The organism is Anaerobiospirillum sp. NML120449 (assembly GCF_023051105.1).
Taxonomy (GTDB): Bacteria; Pseudomonadota; Gammaproteobacteria; order Enterobacterales; family Succinivibrionaceae; genus Anaerobiospirillum.
The window spans coordinates 14,959-32,427 of sequence record NZ_JALKIL010000019.1 but is presented as its reverse complement, the minus strand read 5'-3'; the positions used below and the strand labels follow the sequence as shown (position 1 = coordinate 32,427).

Annotated in this window: 9 protein-coding genes; 3 read left to right on the top strand and 6 right to left on the bottom strand. The window is 51.5% G+C overall.

The features are described from left to right. Positions 1-21: 21 nt before the first annotated feature. The 3 genes from MXE41_RS06930 to MXE41_RS06920 all read left to right on the top strand — a co-directional run bounded on the left by MXE41_RS06930 (position 22) and on the right by MXE41_RS06920 (position 3,363). Complete coding sequence (locus MXE41_RS06930; RefSeq protein ID WP_246977154.1) at positions 22-282, top strand: HPr family phosphocarrier protein; 261 nt, start codon at positions 22-24, stop codon at positions 280-282. Between the two features lie 284 nt (positions 283-566). Continuing rightward, on the top strand, positions 567-1,382 hold the full coding sequence (locus MXE41_RS06925; protein ID WP_246977155.1) for a DUF533 domain-containing protein: 816 nt from the start codon (positions 567-569) through the stop codon (positions 1,380-1,382). Positions 1,383-2,823: 1,441 nt separating this feature from the next. Further along, the gene (locus tag MXE41_RS06920) at positions 2,824-3,363 is read left to right on the top strand and encodes a helix-turn-helix domain-containing protein (RefSeq protein ID WP_247099976.1); all 540 of its coding nucleotides are present in this window, start codon (positions 2,824-2,826) and stop codon (positions 3,361-3,363) included. 257 nt (positions 3,364-3,620) lie between these two features. Here the strand turns inward: MXE41_RS06920 and MXE41_RS06915 are convergent, their stop codons facing one another. The 6 genes from MXE41_RS06915 to glgX all read right to left on the bottom strand — a co-directional run bounded on the left by MXE41_RS06915 (position 3,621) and on the right by glgX (position 16,794). Further along, entirely contained in the window at positions 3,621-4,574 is a 954-nt protein-coding gene (locus tag MXE41_RS06915) for a flagellin (RefSeq protein WP_247099975.1), read from the bottom strand. A 230-nt stretch (positions 4,575-4,804) separates the two neighbouring features. After that, complete coding sequence (locus tag MXE41_RS06910) at positions 4,805-5,725, bottom strand: flagellin (RefSeq protein WP_247099974.1); 921 nt, start codon at positions 5,723-5,725, stop codon at positions 4,805-4,807. 232 nt (positions 5,726-5,957) lie between these two features. After that, a complete protein-coding gene (locus MXE41_RS06905; RefSeq protein WP_247099973.1) occupies positions 5,958-6,896 on the bottom strand; it encodes a flagellin in 939 nt (312 codons plus the stop codon). A gap of 567 nt (positions 6,897-7,463) precedes the next feature. Beyond that, on the bottom strand, positions 7,464-13,292 hold the full coding sequence (locus MXE41_RS06900) for a DUF3418 domain-containing protein (RefSeq protein WP_247099972.1): 5,829 nt from the start codon (positions 13,290-13,292) through the stop codon (positions 7,464-7,466). Between the two features lie 431 nt (positions 13,293-13,723). Continuing rightward, positions 13,724-14,107, bottom strand: coding sequence for a hypothetical protein (locus tag MXE41_RS06895; protein WP_247099971.1), 384 nt, complete (start codon positions 14,105-14,107; stop codon positions 13,724-13,726). A 500-nt stretch (positions 14,108-14,607) separates the two neighbouring features. After that, positions 14,608-16,794 (bottom strand): glycogen debranching protein GlgX, encoded by a 2,187-nt coding sequence (gene glgX / locus MXE41_RS06890; RefSeq protein ID WP_247099970.1) that lies wholly within the window; start codon positions 16,792-16,794, stop codon positions 14,608-14,610. Positions 16,795-17,469 lie beyond the last annotated feature (675 nt).

Genomic DNA, 17,469 nt, shown 5'->3' with positions numbered 1-17,469 from the left:
TAACTTCAGGACTTTATTCAGATGCAAGAATTCATCTACACCATCAAAGATCGTGATGGCATACATGCCCGTCCAGCTGGCGTTCTCATCAAGGCCGCCAAGGGCTACCAGAGCAAGATTACCATTGAGGCTCACGGCAAGACCGCCGACCTCAAGGGCGGTATCTTTGCCCTCATGGGTCTGGGAATCCGCTGCGGCTGGGAAGTAAAGGTCACCGTCGAAGGCGACGATGAACAGGTTGCAGCAGTAGAGCTCAAGGAGCTCTTTAACCAGACCATCTAGTCTGCACCCTGCCTACGCAGTCCTTCCGGCATCGACCGGAAAATGAACACAGCGCCCTGAAACCGGAGGAAAACGGCTTCAGGGCGCTGTTGTTTCAGGAAGTCATGAACCGCTGACTGTAAACTGTAAGCAGCACATGCAAACACGGTCAGACGCATATTAACATTGGTAAAATTGTGCAGATCGTCATCTGTATCAGGGCAAAGGGACAAATGCTAAGTCACAGCTAAGCATGTAGGGGCAATAATTATGCAGCAATCAACACTTTATCAATAGGGGGCAACATGAGCGACCTGTTTAACAAGCTCAAGGACGGAGCCAGTGCTCTAGGCAAGAACATTCCAAATATGCCTAAAGGCATGGATTCCAAGGCAGGCATGTTAGGCGCTGCCGGTGTCGGCGGTCTGCTTGGCGCTGTATTTGGCGGTTCCAAGAACGTAAAGCGCACTGCCAAGAATGTTGCCGTAGTGGGCGGTTCTGCAGCTCTGGCTGCCCTTGCCTATAAGATGTATCAGAACTGGAGCAATGGCAGGAGCTCAGGCCAGGGACAGGCCCCGGCCGGAGGCTATGGTGCTTCTGCAGGCGGCTATGGCTCTGCCGGTGGTTACGGTGCCCCAGCGGGCAACGGTGGTTATGGAGCCCCGGCCGGTAACGGAGGTTACGGTGCCCCTGCTGGAAACGATCCTTTTGCTGACTTCAACTCTCAAAACTCCCAGCAGGAAATGCAGATGCTCGCCAATGAAGGAGGTCGTCTGATTATCGAGGCCATGATCTTCGCTGCCCGCGCCGACGGCCATATCGACGCCCAGGAGCAGGAAATGATCATGACCGCTGCCCGTCAGATGGGAGGAGACACCAATAACATGATTCGTGAGTTCCTGAGCAAGCCTCTGGACCCACGCGAGCTTGCCTCCAAGGTCAGAAACCGCGATCAGGCTCTGGACATTTACCGTCTCTCCGCTGCTGCAATTGTTGCTGACAACAACATGGAGATGCGTTACCTCAATGATCTGGCAGCAGCCCTGCAGATCGACAATGCTACCCGTGCCCAGCTTGATAACGATGCCAGCCAGCTGCGTCTTCAGATGAGCGGCCAGTAGACTTCATCACGTAAGCCCCTTATAACAGCTAATCCTGGTGGGCTTTTACCCATAACAAAATGCATTGCTCCATGAGCAGGAGTATTGCCTGCGCAGGCTGTGCTGCAGCCATATCTGACGCATGAATCAAACCCCTGCGCAATTGTGACAACAAAGCCGAAAGTTCACAAAGGGGATGGCCCATGAATGAGCCATCCCCTTTTCCATGTTTACAGTTGATAAGGAATAACCCCGTCAGCTCCCCATCATCAGTAGCTGACTACCTTTCCCAATGACAGTTTGCCGCAGTATCCCTGCCACAATTCGTACCCGGCAATTGAAGCTCTGTTCACTCACCCTTACCCGCTCAACCAGGCCTGTCCGTCAAGTCTGTTCGCCCCTGCCTGTTTCGACCTGTCCGTCAAGTCTGTTCGCCCCTGCCTGTTCGCCCCTGCCTGTTTCGACCTGATCCGTCATTTCTGTTCGCCCCTGCCTGTTTCAACCTGTCCGTCAAGTCTGTTCGCCCCTGCCTGTTTCAACCTGTCCGTCAAGTGTGTTCGCCCCTGCCTTTTTCAACCGGCCCGCTCAACAGGCTCTGTCCCACTAAGTCAGAAACAATTTTATATTCATCCATTAATACTACAGCTATTTATCCCCTCCATACCAGGATCAAGTCTTCTGCACCATATTTTTTACACAGGTTTATTACCCGCACCAAAATAACGCACCTGTGACTGTACATACTGCCTGTAAACGTATAACACATGATATTTGCAGGGTTTTAGCTTATTTTTCAGCCCTGATTTTGACCATATCAATGATTTACGAAACATATTTCATGCGTAGCTTAAAAGTAAAACTGTCACTACTGTGATATATTAGGCCGGATCGCTACTGAGCCAAAGTCTGCAAAGCGGTCTGTTTATATGACATCAAATGACTGTTCTGAGGCATTTTAGAGCGGTGCATATAATATGGTAAATTAGACTTGGCTGCTGTCTCTTACCATGTCAGCACTTATCAGGTCAATATGCACATGCTACCGTTGCAATTTCACTGATTGCAGCCGGTTTTCCTGAATGAATTACACGTAATATCAATATGGCTCTCCAGCGAGCAATTACAGACAGCGACATGCAGATGTAGTATTTCTTACGAATTAAGTACCCTTACAGAGGGCTGTACTTATTATGCCTTTTGCTTTTTATACACATAAAATACTTTATGTGCGCCTGACCGTGTCCCGATGTCCTTGATGTCCAACAAGGAATCACACATCTGTATGGAAACAGCTCTATAAGACCTGATGAGGCATCACACTGCATGCCTGTACCTGCTGAGTAACAGAAAATACAGAATCTTGTGAAAGCAGCACCGTTAGATCAACAGCAGAAGATATTCTTGTCCTGTTTCCTTGTAACCTGATTTCACAACCGATTTAGCACCTGGATTTTTCCTCGAAATGAACCAGACCTCGTTAGACAAAACACTTGAAGCCAGCGCCATTCAGGCTCACCCGGACTTCCAGCGTATACGCAAGGCCGTAGCGAGCAGCGCCAGCTCACGCCTGCGAGAGCGCTATGAGGTAATTCTGAAATTTGCCGAGCTCCAGTCTATATCCAAGGTCAGCAGTGAACTTGGTCTTGATCGCAAGACTGTCAGAAAGTGGCTTAGCCGCTTTCAGGAAAAGGGCATGGAGGGTCTTGCAGACAAGCCCCGCTCCGGCCGCAAGACTGTTCTTAGCGACAGCAAGCAGGACATGATTGATAACGTAGTAGAAAAGAGCCTGACCTCAGACAGCCCTGATGAGGCCCGTGACGTCAAGTCTATCGCAAACTACCTGAACCTGCCTTACCACCCTGTTCTTCGTTACCTCAAGAGTAAGGGCATTAACGTTGGCGACCTGCAGAAATCAATGCAGCGCAAGGACGGTGCCGCTGAGCGCAATGCCGACAAGCAGTCAGCTGCCAGAAAAGATACCGACAGCAGCGATAAGAAATAGCCAGGGCTGGCGCGCCCATTCCGCCCACGAACAGCTTCATAAATCTCAATACGGGAGCAGCTGGTTGCGCAGTTTCCGAGCGCCATAACGCTATATCTAAAGGCCAAAATAACGAAGGGGACAGCCTGAAAACTCAGACTGTCCCCTTCAGTTTTTACGCTCTGCAGGGATCCACCATACATATACTAATATCGATTTTAATAGAGCGAGAAAAGGCGGGTATGCCCCGCCTGGAATGATAATAAAAGAATACTGTATTAACGACCTAACAGGCTAAGAGCGATTGTAGGACGCTGGTTGGCCTGAGCAAGCACGGTCTGGGAGGCCTGCTGGATAATGTTGTTCTGGGTCAGAGCTGCGGTCTCAGAGGCGAAGTCTGTGTCTCTTATGCGGCTGCGGGCATCAGACTGGTTCTCAGAGATATTGGCCTGGTTACGAATAGTGCTTTCCATTCTATTTTGTAAAGCACCCAGACCAGCACGCTTGGAATCAACAGCCTGAATAAGAGCATCAATATTCGCCAGAGTATTGGTTGCTACCTGAGCAGTACATACGCCAAAACGAATAACCGCAGTTGCACCTGCACCAGCAGCAGTTGACTTAACTAAGCCTTTATCGCCTGTTGCACCGATCTGACCAGCCTGAATACCAGCTAATACAGCGATTCCACTTAAAGTGAACTCATTGCCCCAGTCAAGCTGCAGGGTATTACCTGCGTTTGCACCTACCTGGAAAGTAAGCTTGCCGTCTGCTGGAATGAGACTGTTTTTATTTTTATTGGCATCGTACTTTCCGTTAAGCACGAGCTGACCGGCGAAAGTAGTCTGCTTGGCGATACGTGTGATTTCGGCAGACAGCTGGGTAACCTCTTCCTGCAGAGCCTTACGGTCAGCAGCTGAGTTGGTACCGTTGGCAGACTGTACCGCCAGCACACGAATACGCTGCAGCATGTTGGTGGTTTCGTCCAGAGCACCTTCAATGGTCTGGGCCAGAGCGATACCGTCATTGGTGTTGCGGTTGCCCTGATTAAGGCCATTGATCTGGGAGGTCAGGCGGTCAGAGATCTGCAGACCGGCTGCGTCGTCCTTGGCTGAGTTGATACGCAGGCCTGAAGAGAGGCGCTGATAGCTGGTATTCAAACTCAGGGTTGCATTACTCAGCTTGCGCTGAGCATTGATCGAACTGACGTTCGTGTTAACGTATAAAGCCATATTCTACTCTCTAAAACCTTTTATACCTTACAGGTTACAAGGTATCTTTCTGTAATATTTTCAGTATTGAAGCAGCAGTACGAAACAGGTACTGCCTTCAAAAAAGTTGTGTGCATACAGCTGAAGCTCCCCTGTTACACAGGGAGCTTAGAAGCACATCAACTTCAGATATAAGAGAGAAATAAGAGAGAAAGTATCGAAAAAAATATGGGGCAACAGAGCGTTGTCTGTTAACCTCCAAGCAGGCTCAGAGCGATAGTTGGACGCTGGTTGGCCTGGGCCAGAACAGACTGAGAAGCCTGCTGGATAATGTTGTTCTGAGTGAGTGCAGCAGTCTCAGAGGCGAAGTCTGTGTCTCTTATGCGGCTACGGGCATCAGACTGATTTTCAGAGATATTAGCCTGGTTACGAATGGTACTTTCCATTCTGTTCTGTAAAGCACCAAGACCAGCACGCTTGGAATCAACTGCCTGAATCATCTTGTCGATGTTCTCAAGGGTCTTGGTAGAAGTACTGGCTGAAGATACAGACCAGCGATAGTCAAATTTATTGTTACCGATATCGACCTTTGTCAGGCCGTTATTCTTAGCACTAGGTTGATTAATTCCAGCCTGCTTGGCAATACCTGACATAGTAAAGGCATCTGACCACTCTAAATCTAAGGTATTACCAGCATTGGCACCCACCTGGAAAGTCAGCTTGCCGTTTTGAGGTATAAGACCAGCTTTAGCTCCGTCCAGAATCTGTTGTCCAGCAAATGTTGTCTGCTTGGCAATACGGGTGATTTCAGCAGACAGCTGGGTTACTTCCTCCTGAAGAGCATCACGGTCCTTCTGGGAGTTAGTACCGTTAGCGGACTGTACGGCCAGCACACGGATACGCTGCAGCATGTTGGTGGTCTCGTCCAGAGCACCTTCGATGGTCTGGGCCAGAGCGATACCGTCATTGGTATTGCGGTTGCCCTGATTAAGGCCATTAATCTGGGAAGTCAGACGATCAGCAATCTGCAGACCTGCAGCGTCGTCCTTTGCGGAATTGATTCTCAGGCCTGAAGAGAGGCGCTGATATGAGGTGTTTAAGCTCAGAGTGGCATTACTGAGCTTGCGTTGCGCATTGATGGAACTGACGTTCGTATTAACGTATAAAGCCATAATCTACTCTCTAAAACCTTTTGAACCTCATCAGCTCACTGGTTGTCTTTATGTAATATTTTTAATGCTGAAAAGCAGTACTTAACAAGTACTGCCTTCCAGGAGTGTTGTGTGCATGCTGGTTACGTACCCTGAATAACGACGGGCTTCACAGCACAGCAACTTGATATCTAAGAGAGAAATAAGAGAGAAAGTTTCGAAAAAGAATTTTCGCTGGACAGAAAACTTTCTGTTAGCCTCCCAGCAGGCTCAGAGCGATAGTAGGACGCTGGTTGGCCTGGGCCAGAACAGACTGAGAAGCCTGCTGGATAATATTATTCTGAGTAAGAGCAGCGGTCTCAGAGGCGAAGTCTGTGTCTCTTATGCGGCTACGGGCATCAGACTGGTTCTCAGAAATGTTAGCCTGGTTACGAATTGTGCTTTCCATTCTGTTCTGTAAAGCACCAAGGCCAGCACGCTTGGAATCAACAGCCTGAATCATCTTGTCGATGTTCTCAAGGGTCTTGGTAGAGCTACTTGCAGAGGAAACAGACCAGCGGTAGTCAGCCTTACCTTGACCAAATGCATCGGCAATTTTAAACAGACCGTTGTCCTTAGCTGCTGGCGCATTGATGCCTATCTGCTTAATAAGGCCAGACATGGTAAATGCAGCTGACCAGTCAAGAGACAGAGTATTGCCGGCATTAGCACCTACCTGGAATACGATCTTGCCCTTGTTATTACCTGTGCCCGGAATTAAACCTGCACCTGCGCCATCAAGAATCTGGTCGCCAGCAAAGGTTGTCTGCTTGGCAATACGGGTAATTTCAGCAGAGAGCTGGGTTACTTCTTCCTGGAGGGCATCGCGGTCCTTCTGGGAGTTGGTACCGTTGGCGGACTGTACCGCCAGCACACGGATACGCTGCAGCATGTTGGTGGTCTCGTCCAGAGCACCTTCAATGGTCTGAGCCAGAGCGATACCGTCATTGGTGTTACGGTTGCCCTGATTAAGGCCGTTGATCTGAGAGGTCAGGCGGTCGGAAATCTGCAGACCAGCTGCGTCGTCCTTGGCTGAGTTGATACGCAGGCCTGAAGAGAGGCGCTGATATGAGGTGTTTAAGCTCAGCGTAGCATTGCTCAGCTTGCGCTGGGCATTAATGCTGCTGACATTCGTATTAACGTACAGGGCCATTCTTTATCTCCATGTTCTGGTTCTAATACTGACCCTGACGGGCCTGAAAAACTATGGAAGCCACGCTCATTACTTGTATGTAAGCGATGACACGGTATTCGATCAATCCAGACACTGCAAGACACTTGCCAGACAGAAATTACGTATCTATGTAATCTGACAGCAAATTGCCCTGCATTTGCCTTATTTATCAGTCAGACAGCCATTTCATTATTTCTAAAAATAACTGAAACTATTTTTCCAGCTTTCAATCATCACGGTATCCGAAAGACACATGCAAATCCTTGTGTATAAGCAGTTTCGCAAGTCATGAACTGCTCTGCCTTATGCCACAGGAACTGCGCTAAGCCGGGGCCAGAAAATACATGCGTCAAATTAGCTTTACATTTTCAAAATTTTGAAGACCTGCGCTATCTGCGCAAAAAGAAGGGGACAGTCTGATTTGTTCAGACTGTCCCCTTTCTGTTCTGGCAGGGGCCAATGGACTGCCAGGGCCACCGGCCAGCATGGCCGCCAAATCGGTGGGTCGGCGGATCTTCGGCCGGCGGATCTTCGGCCGGTGGACAGTTACTTGTGAGGTGGCCACTCGCGGGTGATGCGCTCGAGCTCGCTGTAGATACGCTTGTCCGAGATTGGGCCATTCACACCAAGGTGCTGGGCAAAGTAGGATACGCGCAGCTCCTCAATCATCCAGCGTACATCTTTGAGCGGCGGAGGCAGCAGATCTTCGTGATAACTGCGTATAACCTTCTGGTACTCCTCATTGAGGTTATCAAGAGTACGCATATACATCTGGTCACGTACTACATCGCGGTTGAGGCGCTGCAGGCGCTCAAGAGCGGCCTGAAGATAGCGTGGCAGTTCGCTTAAATGTTCAGTGCCACAGTCGCTGATAAAGCCCTTGTAGATAAGGCTGTCCAGCTGGGCCTGCATGTCAGCATAAGAGCGGGCCTGATCAAAGGAAATGCTGCGCTTGAGCAGACGACGCAGCTCGTGAGCCTTAATAAGGCTGTCCTCGATGCTGCGGGCAATGCTCAGAGCTTCATCATTGAGCTCACCTCGTACTATCTCCTTGATGCGTACAAAGCTCTCTTCATCCCATGGCACACCGCCATTGCGATCCATGATGTTTCTGATGGCACAGAGCATGAGATCGAAAATCAGCTCTTTGATAGATCCCAGAGGCTGATAGTACATCGACAGCTTGGCCCTGTTAGGCAGATGAGTTTCAAGATAACCAGTTGGGCTCTTGAGACTCAGAGCAATAAGCTTTACTGCGCCCTGCTCCATGGCACGTGCCTGACGCTGCGGATTGTCATAAAGCTCAAGGGTTACACCATCTCCTCTGTCAGTAAGAGCCGGATAGGCAGTAATACGCAATGATCCCTGGCGGGTAACCTGCTCTTTCTTGATAGTGCCATACTCCCACTCCTGAGCCGGAGCACTGACCTTATGAGTACGCACCACCTGATGGAGCACCTCGCGGGCCTTGCCCTGCAGTCGTGATGACAGAGCAGTAAAGTCCTTACCAAAAGCTATTTCCTGACCATTGACATCCTCAATGGAGAAATTGACAAAAAGATAATCAGGAATAAGGCTGCGGTCAAAATCATCGGCAGTAACAATCTCACCACCCATACGGGTAAGCTCGCGTGCTACGGCAGTAAAGAGATTGTCAGAGCCACGGGCAGACTTTGCAGCCCTGGCAGCAAGACCGCCTCCCCTTGCAGGATTGCCCGAACTGTCAGCGCCCGCGCCTGCGCCTTGTACAGAGCCTGAGGCCCCGGCTGCAGTTGCTGCAGCATCAGGGTTATTGATACCGGCTGTGTATATGGACAGGCTTTCCTCGAGGGCCTTGGCATACTCAGGTGCCGGAATCAGATTGCGGCGCAGACGCTTTGGCAGTGAGCGGATTAAGGTAGCAAACAGCTCGTTTCGCATACCTGGAATCTGCCACAGGAAAGCCTCAACCTTGACCTGATTGAGCACAGTAATAGGAATATGTACTGTGACACCGTCTCTGTCAGAGCCTATATCAAAGACATAGCTGAGCTTGAAGCGCAGGGAGCCCTGATGCCAGAACTCAGGATAAGAGCGCTCCTCAATGCCCATAATGTCTGTGCGAGCAATCAGCTCATAGCTGAAGTCGAGAAAATGCGGATCTTCCTTGCTCTTTGTCTTCCACCACTTGTCAAAATCGCGGATGTTGCAGATATGCTCAGGAATGCGTTCGGCATAGAACTGCTCAAGAGTGCTGGCATCTACCAGCAGATCACGGCGACGCACCTTGTCTTCAAGATACTCTACATCATCGATAAGAGAGATATTGTGCTTGAAGAAGCGATGGTTGCACTCAAGGTTGCCTCCAACAAAGCCATCTGAAATCATCAGCTCATGACACAGACGAGGATCAATATCCTGATACTGAACCATGCGCTTTTGCACAATAGGCAGACCGTAGATGCTGCGGGTCAGAGAGGCCATAACAGCACCGTTCTTCTTGGACCAGTGCGGCTCGTTATAGCTGTTCTTAATCAGATGACCGGCACAGGCCTCAGCATAGACAGGGTCAATGGAAGCTACAGTACGGGCAAAAAGACGGCTGGTCTCTGAGAGTTCAGCTGCACAGATCCACTTAGGAGGTTTTTTAGCCAGAGCCGAAGCCGGGAAGATGACAAAACGTGAGCCACGGGCACCGATATAGTTGGCGCCATTTGGCTCAAGCATACCCAGATGACTTAGAAGGCCTGATATAAGAGAACGGTGAATGGACTCGTAATCAGCCTTTTCCTCATTGAAGTTAAGCCCCATGAGCTGAGCACTGGCACGCAGCTGACGCAGCACATCAAGCCACTCACGCACTCTCAGGAATGAAATAAACTCCTGCTTGAGCTGACGGCGCAGCGCAGAACCGGACAGTGAGCTCTGCAGCTCTCTGATGTAGTCATAGAGCTTGAGGATGGACAGGAAGTCAGACTTCTCATCGTTAAAGCGACGATGGTACTGAGCTGCGGCTTCTTTCTTATCAAGCGGGTACTCACGAGGATCCATGACTGCCAGAGCTGACACAATGACCAGTACCTCGGTGAGAGCACGGTACTTTGATGCCTCTACAATCATACGACCAAGACGAGGATCGCAAGGCAGACGGGAGATCATGCGGCCAACCTGAGTAAGATGCAGCTGATCACCATCACCATTGCGGCCACGGCCACTGTGGCCTGAGTTACGACTACGTACCTCACCTGTATCGCCATCAGCATTGCTGTCACTGCCGCTGACTGCAACATTTGCGTTTCCGGAGTCATTGCCACTGCCGGTCCATGGGCGCTCGCTTACAGCACCAAGCTCATCGAGCAGACGAAGACCATCACTTACCTGACGTGGGGCCGGAGCGTCAATAAAAGGGAAATTCTCAATTCTGCCAAGACGCAGTGAAGCCATCTGCAGCAGAACCGAGGCCAGATTGGTTCGCAGGATTTCCGGATCAGTAAACTGTGGACGGTTGTCAAAATCCTCTTTGGAGTACAGGCGCACGCAAATACCGTCACTGACACGACCACAACGGCCTTTACGCTGATTGGCACTGGCCTGGGAAATTGGCTCAATTGGCAGACGCTGCACCTTGGTACGTGATGAGTAACGTGAAATACGGGCAAGACCAGGATCAATAACATAACGTATGCCCGGTACGGTCAGCGAGGTTTCAGCTACGTTGGTGGCCAGCACAATACGTACACCGCTGTGCTCGGTGAAGATTTTGTTCTGCTCTGCAGTAGCAAGACGTGCATACAGTGGAACAATCTCGGTGTCACGCAGACCGGCCTTGCGCAGGAACTGGGAAATTTCCAGAATATCGCGCTCGCCAGGCAGGAATACCAGGGTATCGCCACGTCCACGCTTTTGCAGATAGTGAATGGCCTGCAAAATACCCTGACGCAGATCCATGGTGTCAGCCAGATCACGATCATCATCAGCTGCATTGTTGCGGGCAGCTGCGGCACGGGCAGCAGCAGAACCGGCACCTGCAGAAGATGCAGATGAGGCTGCAGATGCGGCTGCGGCGGCACGTAAAGCCGCCATGGAGCCACCACCGGCGCCAGGACCTGAAGTCTGATAATCACGCCATGCGCCCGGTCCTGAATCGCTCAGAGCTGCATCAATCAGGTCATTACGGTTGCTAAGAATATGGTTGGCACTGCCATGATCATTTTCATAGCGTCCTTTACCATCATGTCCCTCAATGTACAGACCACGGTTGTCATCCATAAGCGGCATATAAACCACTTCCACTGGATAGGTGCGACCGGACACCTCAATAATTGGAGCATTATCGAAGTGGGCAGAAAAACGTTCCACATCAATGGTAGCGGAGGTAATGATGAGTTTGAGATCAGGACGGCTGTGCAGAAGATTCTTCAGATATCCCAGCAGGAAATCGATATTAAGAGAGCGCTCATGAGCTTCGTCGATAATGATGACGTCATAGCCCAGTAACAGACGGTCATATGCCAGCTCAGAAAGCAGAATACCGTCAGTCATCAGCTTGATGTAAGACTCAGGTGAGCTGATATCAGTAAAACGTACCTTGTAAGAGACACTCTTACCCAGCTGCTCATGCATTTCTTCAGCAATACGGGCAGCTACAGCACGTGCGGCCAGACGACGTGGCTGAGTATGACCGATAAGACCGCGACGTCCATAGCCGGCCTCAAGGCACATCTTAGGAATCTGAGTGGTCTTACCAGAGCCGGTTTCACCGGCAATAATAACCACCTGATTTTCAGCAATGGCTTTGACAATTTCCTCACGGCGCTGACTTACAGGCAAAGACTCAGGGTACTCAAGTGGCGGCACATTGTTATTGCGGCGCTCAATATCAGCCTTCTGCTCTTCAAGCCACAGCAGCAGCTGTTCACGCTTTGCGCTTACAGCAGCACTGCCCAGTGCCAGCTCCTTGAGCTCATCACGAGTAAGCCCCTTACCCTGAGCTGCCGCAGCACCAGCAAGAGGAGCTGTATCTTCAGCAACTGAAGCTGCAGCACCTGCTGCAACCTTACCTGGCTGCTCCATGGCTGACTCAGCTGCTGGCGATGCAGCTGCGTCAGCAGGCTGCTCCATGGCCGACTCAGCAGCTGGCGATACAGCTTCCGATGCAGCTGCATCAACAGGCTGCTCCATACCCTCAGCTGGCTTGTCCTGATAGGCAGATGACTGGTCTTTTACTGGCTGAACATCGGCTGAAGGAACTGATGCATCTGATGGTGCAGCGGCTGACTGTGCAGCAGCTGCAGATGCAGCCGATTCTGCCTTTCTGGCATCGGATGCCTGCTCATCCATGAGATCCTGCATGGTTTTGAGGATCAGACTGTCAATCTCGTTCAGGCGGCGATAAGCCTGACGACGGGCCTGCCAGGAAATAACATCATCAAGAGCACGTACAGCCTTGAGAGCTTCCAGATCAAAATAGCGTCCCTGCAGGAGCGGAGCACGGTTTTTACGTGCTGCCCTGTCTGAGCGCTCCTTGCGGTCTCGCCCCTTTTCTTTTCTGTTTTGTGAAGCATTATGACGCTCTGCAATATATTCTGCAGAGTGTTCTGAAGAGCCGCCAGATCGGCCCCTGTTACGACCTGTGTTGTCCCTGCCGCCCTTGGCCGATGCGCTCTGTGAGCCGTTGCCATTCCTGTTGCAGCCATTATGCTCATTGTGGCCACTGCGCTCACAGCTGCCATTACGGTCATTGCGCTCGCTGTCTGCATTGCGCTCATTATTTTGAGCGGCGGCGGCAGCTCTTTGCTGATCTTTTTGATGGTGACGGTTAAGAGAGTCAGCCTTGTTCTGCAGACGGTTTAAGGCCTGCTCAAGGCGCTCTTCGGGAGTAGCCTCGTTCTTACGACTATTGCGACGATCACTGTTTCTGCCATGATTGCCATGGGCATCATTGCTGCTCTGCCTGTTACGGCCATGTCCACCATTACCGCCCCTGCTGCCCTGACCATGGTCACGGGCAGCACGACCGGAGCGCTCACTGCGGCTGCTGTCATTGGCATGCTCACCACGACCATGGCGCGGCCTGTCGTCCCTGCTGCCTGAATGACCACGGCTGTTATCCTGCCCCTGATCACTGTCTGTATGCGAAGCACTGCCTTTCTGCTGGAAACTGTCTTTCTTCTGAGCACTGTCTTTACGCTCAGCATCACGGTTCATGGCTGCAGTAGTGTACTTCTCAAGACGGGCAGCTTTCTGCTTGAGTGGATTGGTATGTTCAGCGCCCTCCTTTACAACGATGGCATCTGCCTTTGCCTGGGCCTGATCGGCCTCCTGGCGGCGCAGACGTGCCTGCAGATCCTTAAGATCGGCAAAAGAGCTGAAAGAAGTGGAGGATTTATCACTCATCGCAAAAGCTTCCCAAAAGGTAAAAGCCCGCCCCGTCTTACACGAGGTTACAGGCTGAAATAACTATGTCTGCATCAGATTCCCACTGCCAGAGCCCAGTATCGGTGCCCCTGATGGAAGCCGTTTTCAGCCCCCGGGGCTGTTGCAGCCGCATAATTATACGATAAGCATGGGAATCATGGTATGTACGCCCGCCGCCCACCCTGAACAGCCAGGCTATGAGCACTTCAGCCGCCTGTACAGGTCAAAGCAAAGTCTGGCAGCATGCCGCTCCGGCCAGACCACAGACCAGCTGCCGGACTTGCAGGGCCCACCACAGTCCGACAGCCTGCCGTTCAGGCCAGACCACAGTCCAGCTGCCGGACGTGCAGGCCCGGATATAGTCCGCCCCGCTGCCTGGGCTTAGGTTCCATATACGCATGGCTGCGCTGCTACTCGATGACCAGGATTACGCTCTCGCCGCTGCTCTGGTTATAGACATGGCGCCCTGCTATGGTCAGCAACTGCCTGATGTCCTGCACGTCCTCTCCCTGAAACTCCAGGTAGCATACATCCTGGCTGGCCGAGTTTTTGGCTTCATAAAAATCACTGACAGCCACCATGAACCTGTCCAGAATGTCCTCAAGTGGATATTGGGAAATGTCTGACGGTCCACTGCCCTCTCCAAGATCTCTTTCCTGCTCGAAACTCAGCGAGGTGACATAGCATGGCTCACCGCTGAGCCTGTCAATGGTGCGGTAGATGTGCTCATCCACCTTTTCATAACGCGAGCTGTCGCTGTAGCGCTTATCCTCGTAAACACATATGTTTTTCATAACATTCCCTGCTTTCAACAGTTTACACGCTCAGCGGCTACAGTCCCTGATCAGCCGGTGCTCAAGCCCGTGCCGCAGACGGTGCTGATGCTGCTGCCCTTGATGCCGCCGGTGCTGAATCCGGTGCTGATACCGATGATGCTGCATGCCTGGCTTCGATTAACACACCATGTTTTCAACTTGCCACCAGGACAGGCTCAGCTCAGGCTGACCTGACCGGAGTAATGATATGGCGGTTTTGCTGCAGTAGCTGGAAAACTGGCATCTACCTGATGCCGGCCTGCTGGCTGGCCGGCCGGTAGCGCATTGAGCACCAGCTGGCCGGGTATGGCTGACATTGCGGGCTTATGTATGGCGGTTCTTTAAATGAAAAAAGCAGCCACAGGGGCTGCCTTGATGTCTGGTAAGGCCGGGCTGCTGCGGGCTGCCCGGCTGGTGCCGCCGGAGCGGCACCTGAGCATATCCGGGCTGCGCGGCAGACCGGATATGGGCGTTTGCTTTTAGTACTGGAACTTGGTGTTGCCAGGAGCATAACGCGACAGAATGTGAGAGGAAATAAGCTCGTCCATGCTCTCATCGGATACCAGAGAGGAGCTCTCGACCACATCCATGCGCAGTACCTTGACGCTGTGTGCGGCGCACATGGTCTCAAGACCGGACTCGTTGGAATAGCGTCTTGGGACGCCGTCCTCCTCTGAGGAGTCAATCAGGGCATGCCAGTAGCGATCGTGAAGAATGCTTGGCATACGGAACATGAGATCCCTGTCCTCATTGTTGAACATAATGCACCAGCGCTCACCTCTGTAGTTGCGATCACCCACATAGAGCATCAGGTGGTTAATCTCATGGGAGTGCCAGTCTTCATCGCGCAGCAGGCGGCCGTCAGAGCGACGCCACTTGGCAATGTAGTCGTTTTCGTACTTGTAGAAATCATCATCAAAGAGATTGATTTCATTGAGCACACGGCTGGTCTTGAGGGCACCGATAAGCTTGGCAATGAAGTCCTGGAAGTAGCGCTGCTCCTGGGAGATATTCCAGTGCAGATAGTTGAGATCATTGTCCTGACAGTAGGTATTGTTATTACCCAGCTGAGTACGGCTTAACTCATCACCGCCCAGGATATGAGGAATACCCTGTGACAGAATCAGAGTAGCCATGAGATTGCGCTTCATCTGCCAGCGGCGCTTGAGAACCTCAGGATCCTTGGTATGACCCTCTACACCGCAGTTGGTGGAGAAGTTCTCACTGGTACCGTCAGTGTTGTTATCAAGGTTAAGCTCATTGTGCTTGTAGTTGTACGATACCAGGTCCTCAAGAGTGAAACCGTCATGATAGGTAACGTAGTTGACCGAGGCATTAATGGAGCGCTTGCCCTTGTGGAAGACATCACGTGAGCCCAGCAGACGGGTAGCAAGTTCACCAAGCAGACCACGGTCACCACGCCAGAAGCGGCGTACGCAGTCACGGTACTTGTCATTTTGCTCAGACCAGCCACGAGGGAAGTTGCCCAGCTGATAGCCGCCAAGGCCCGGATCCCACGGTTCGGCCACCATGAGGGCCTGATTAGTGTCCTGATTGGCAAAGCATGCCTTGAAGAAACCGCAGTTGGAGTCAAAGGCATAGTAGGTATTGGTATGACTCTCACGGCAGATAGTCACAGCAAGGTCAAAGCGGAAACCGTCAACCTGCATCTCATTGAGCCAGTACTTGAGGGTATCCATAATCAGACGGGTAGAGATAATGCTGTCGGCATTAAAGGAGTTACCGCATCCGGTGGCATTGATGAACTGTCCGTAATTTAACGAAGAGTCCTGATTACGCTCATAGGCGTAGTAGTTACGGGCATCAAGACCCTTGTAGCTCAACACTGGACCATCAATACCGGCTTCGGCAGTATGATTGAAGACCACATCAAGAATTACGGCCAGACCGTTCTGATGGAAGGTCTTGACCATGGTCTTGAACTCATTGACCGCATCATCAGGATTGACGGCATAGGCAGGATTTGGAGCCATGAAGCATACAGGGTTGTATCCCCAGTAATTGCACAGATTGCGCTTGATAAGGAAAGGCTCTGACATGGAGGCAGCTACTGGCATCAGCTGCACGGTAGTAATGCCCAGATGCTTGAGGTGGGCTATCACGCTTGGATGGCACATGCCAAGATAGGTGCCACGATGCTCAGGAGGTACATCCTCCTTGAGTTTGGTCATACCGCGAACATGAGCTTCATAAAGGATTACGTCAGCACGGTCACGGAAGACCTTGGGAACATTTTCCCAGTTAAAATCTGACTCGCCCTGAATAACAGCCTTTGGAATCCACTTCTCATTGTCGTTGAGATATCTGTCTTCATCATAGACAAAGGCCTTGTTAAGCTGCCTGGCATAAGGATCTACCAGGAAACGTCCTTCCCTGAAATAAAAGCCCCTGGAAGGATCTTCAGTGCCTTTGGCCTCAATGGCATAGCAGTCGCCTGCTTTGGCGCCCTTTATAAGGCCGTACCACACACCACCTTTTTTCTTCTGCAGAGCAAATTCGCCCAGCTTTTCGTCCTTTTTGGTGTAGAGATGAATAACAATCTCCTGGGCATCAGGTGCCCAGACGGAAAAGTAGCAACCATCAGGACAGAGTGTTGCGCCCAGTCCAACCTGACGCTGTCTGTCCTCAGTAATAAGCTCGAGCATAATGGGTCCTTACCGCACTCACGTCCTGCATGCTGCGCCATGGCGCATCTGCAGGTTCTCTGTGCGGAGCGGTGCCTGCTTTAACAGATCTTAAGCCTGCACAAAAACTGAATAAAAAAACAGCTCTGCTTTCCTTCATCCCCTGACATACCGGTACAGACCGGGCACAGCCAGGCCATGTGACTTGCTGACTGCAAAGGCCGCCATGTCATAAGTCATGAGCCCTCAGGGGCTGTCATGACATCCGACCTGACATGCCAGACTGGCAGTCTCATCACAGTGCTCAGGTATGCGTCCAGTACTTCCATAAGACCACTGTATATCCCACTGACCATAAGTACTGGCTGCCTGATTTACAGCAACTGCCTGCAGCTGCCAGCAGCTGGCAGCTGCTGGCGCCTGGCCGCGTCTGATGCCGTATCAGTGCGGATCAGACAGTTGCAGCACTGCAGAAAATGCAGCAATGCTGGAAAGAGCAGCACTGCAGTTCAGGACTGTGGGGTATGTCAATGGCCCTGTCAGCTCATTTAAGAGCCTCAGGCTCTTAAATACCAGCAGTCAGGCCCTCTCCACCTCGGGGAAATGACCTGATGGTGCTGCAGGCGGTACCTGCCCTGTCAGCCTGCAGCTGCCAGTGTGCCTGATTTGCTGGCCGGAAAATGTGCCAGGGTCAGG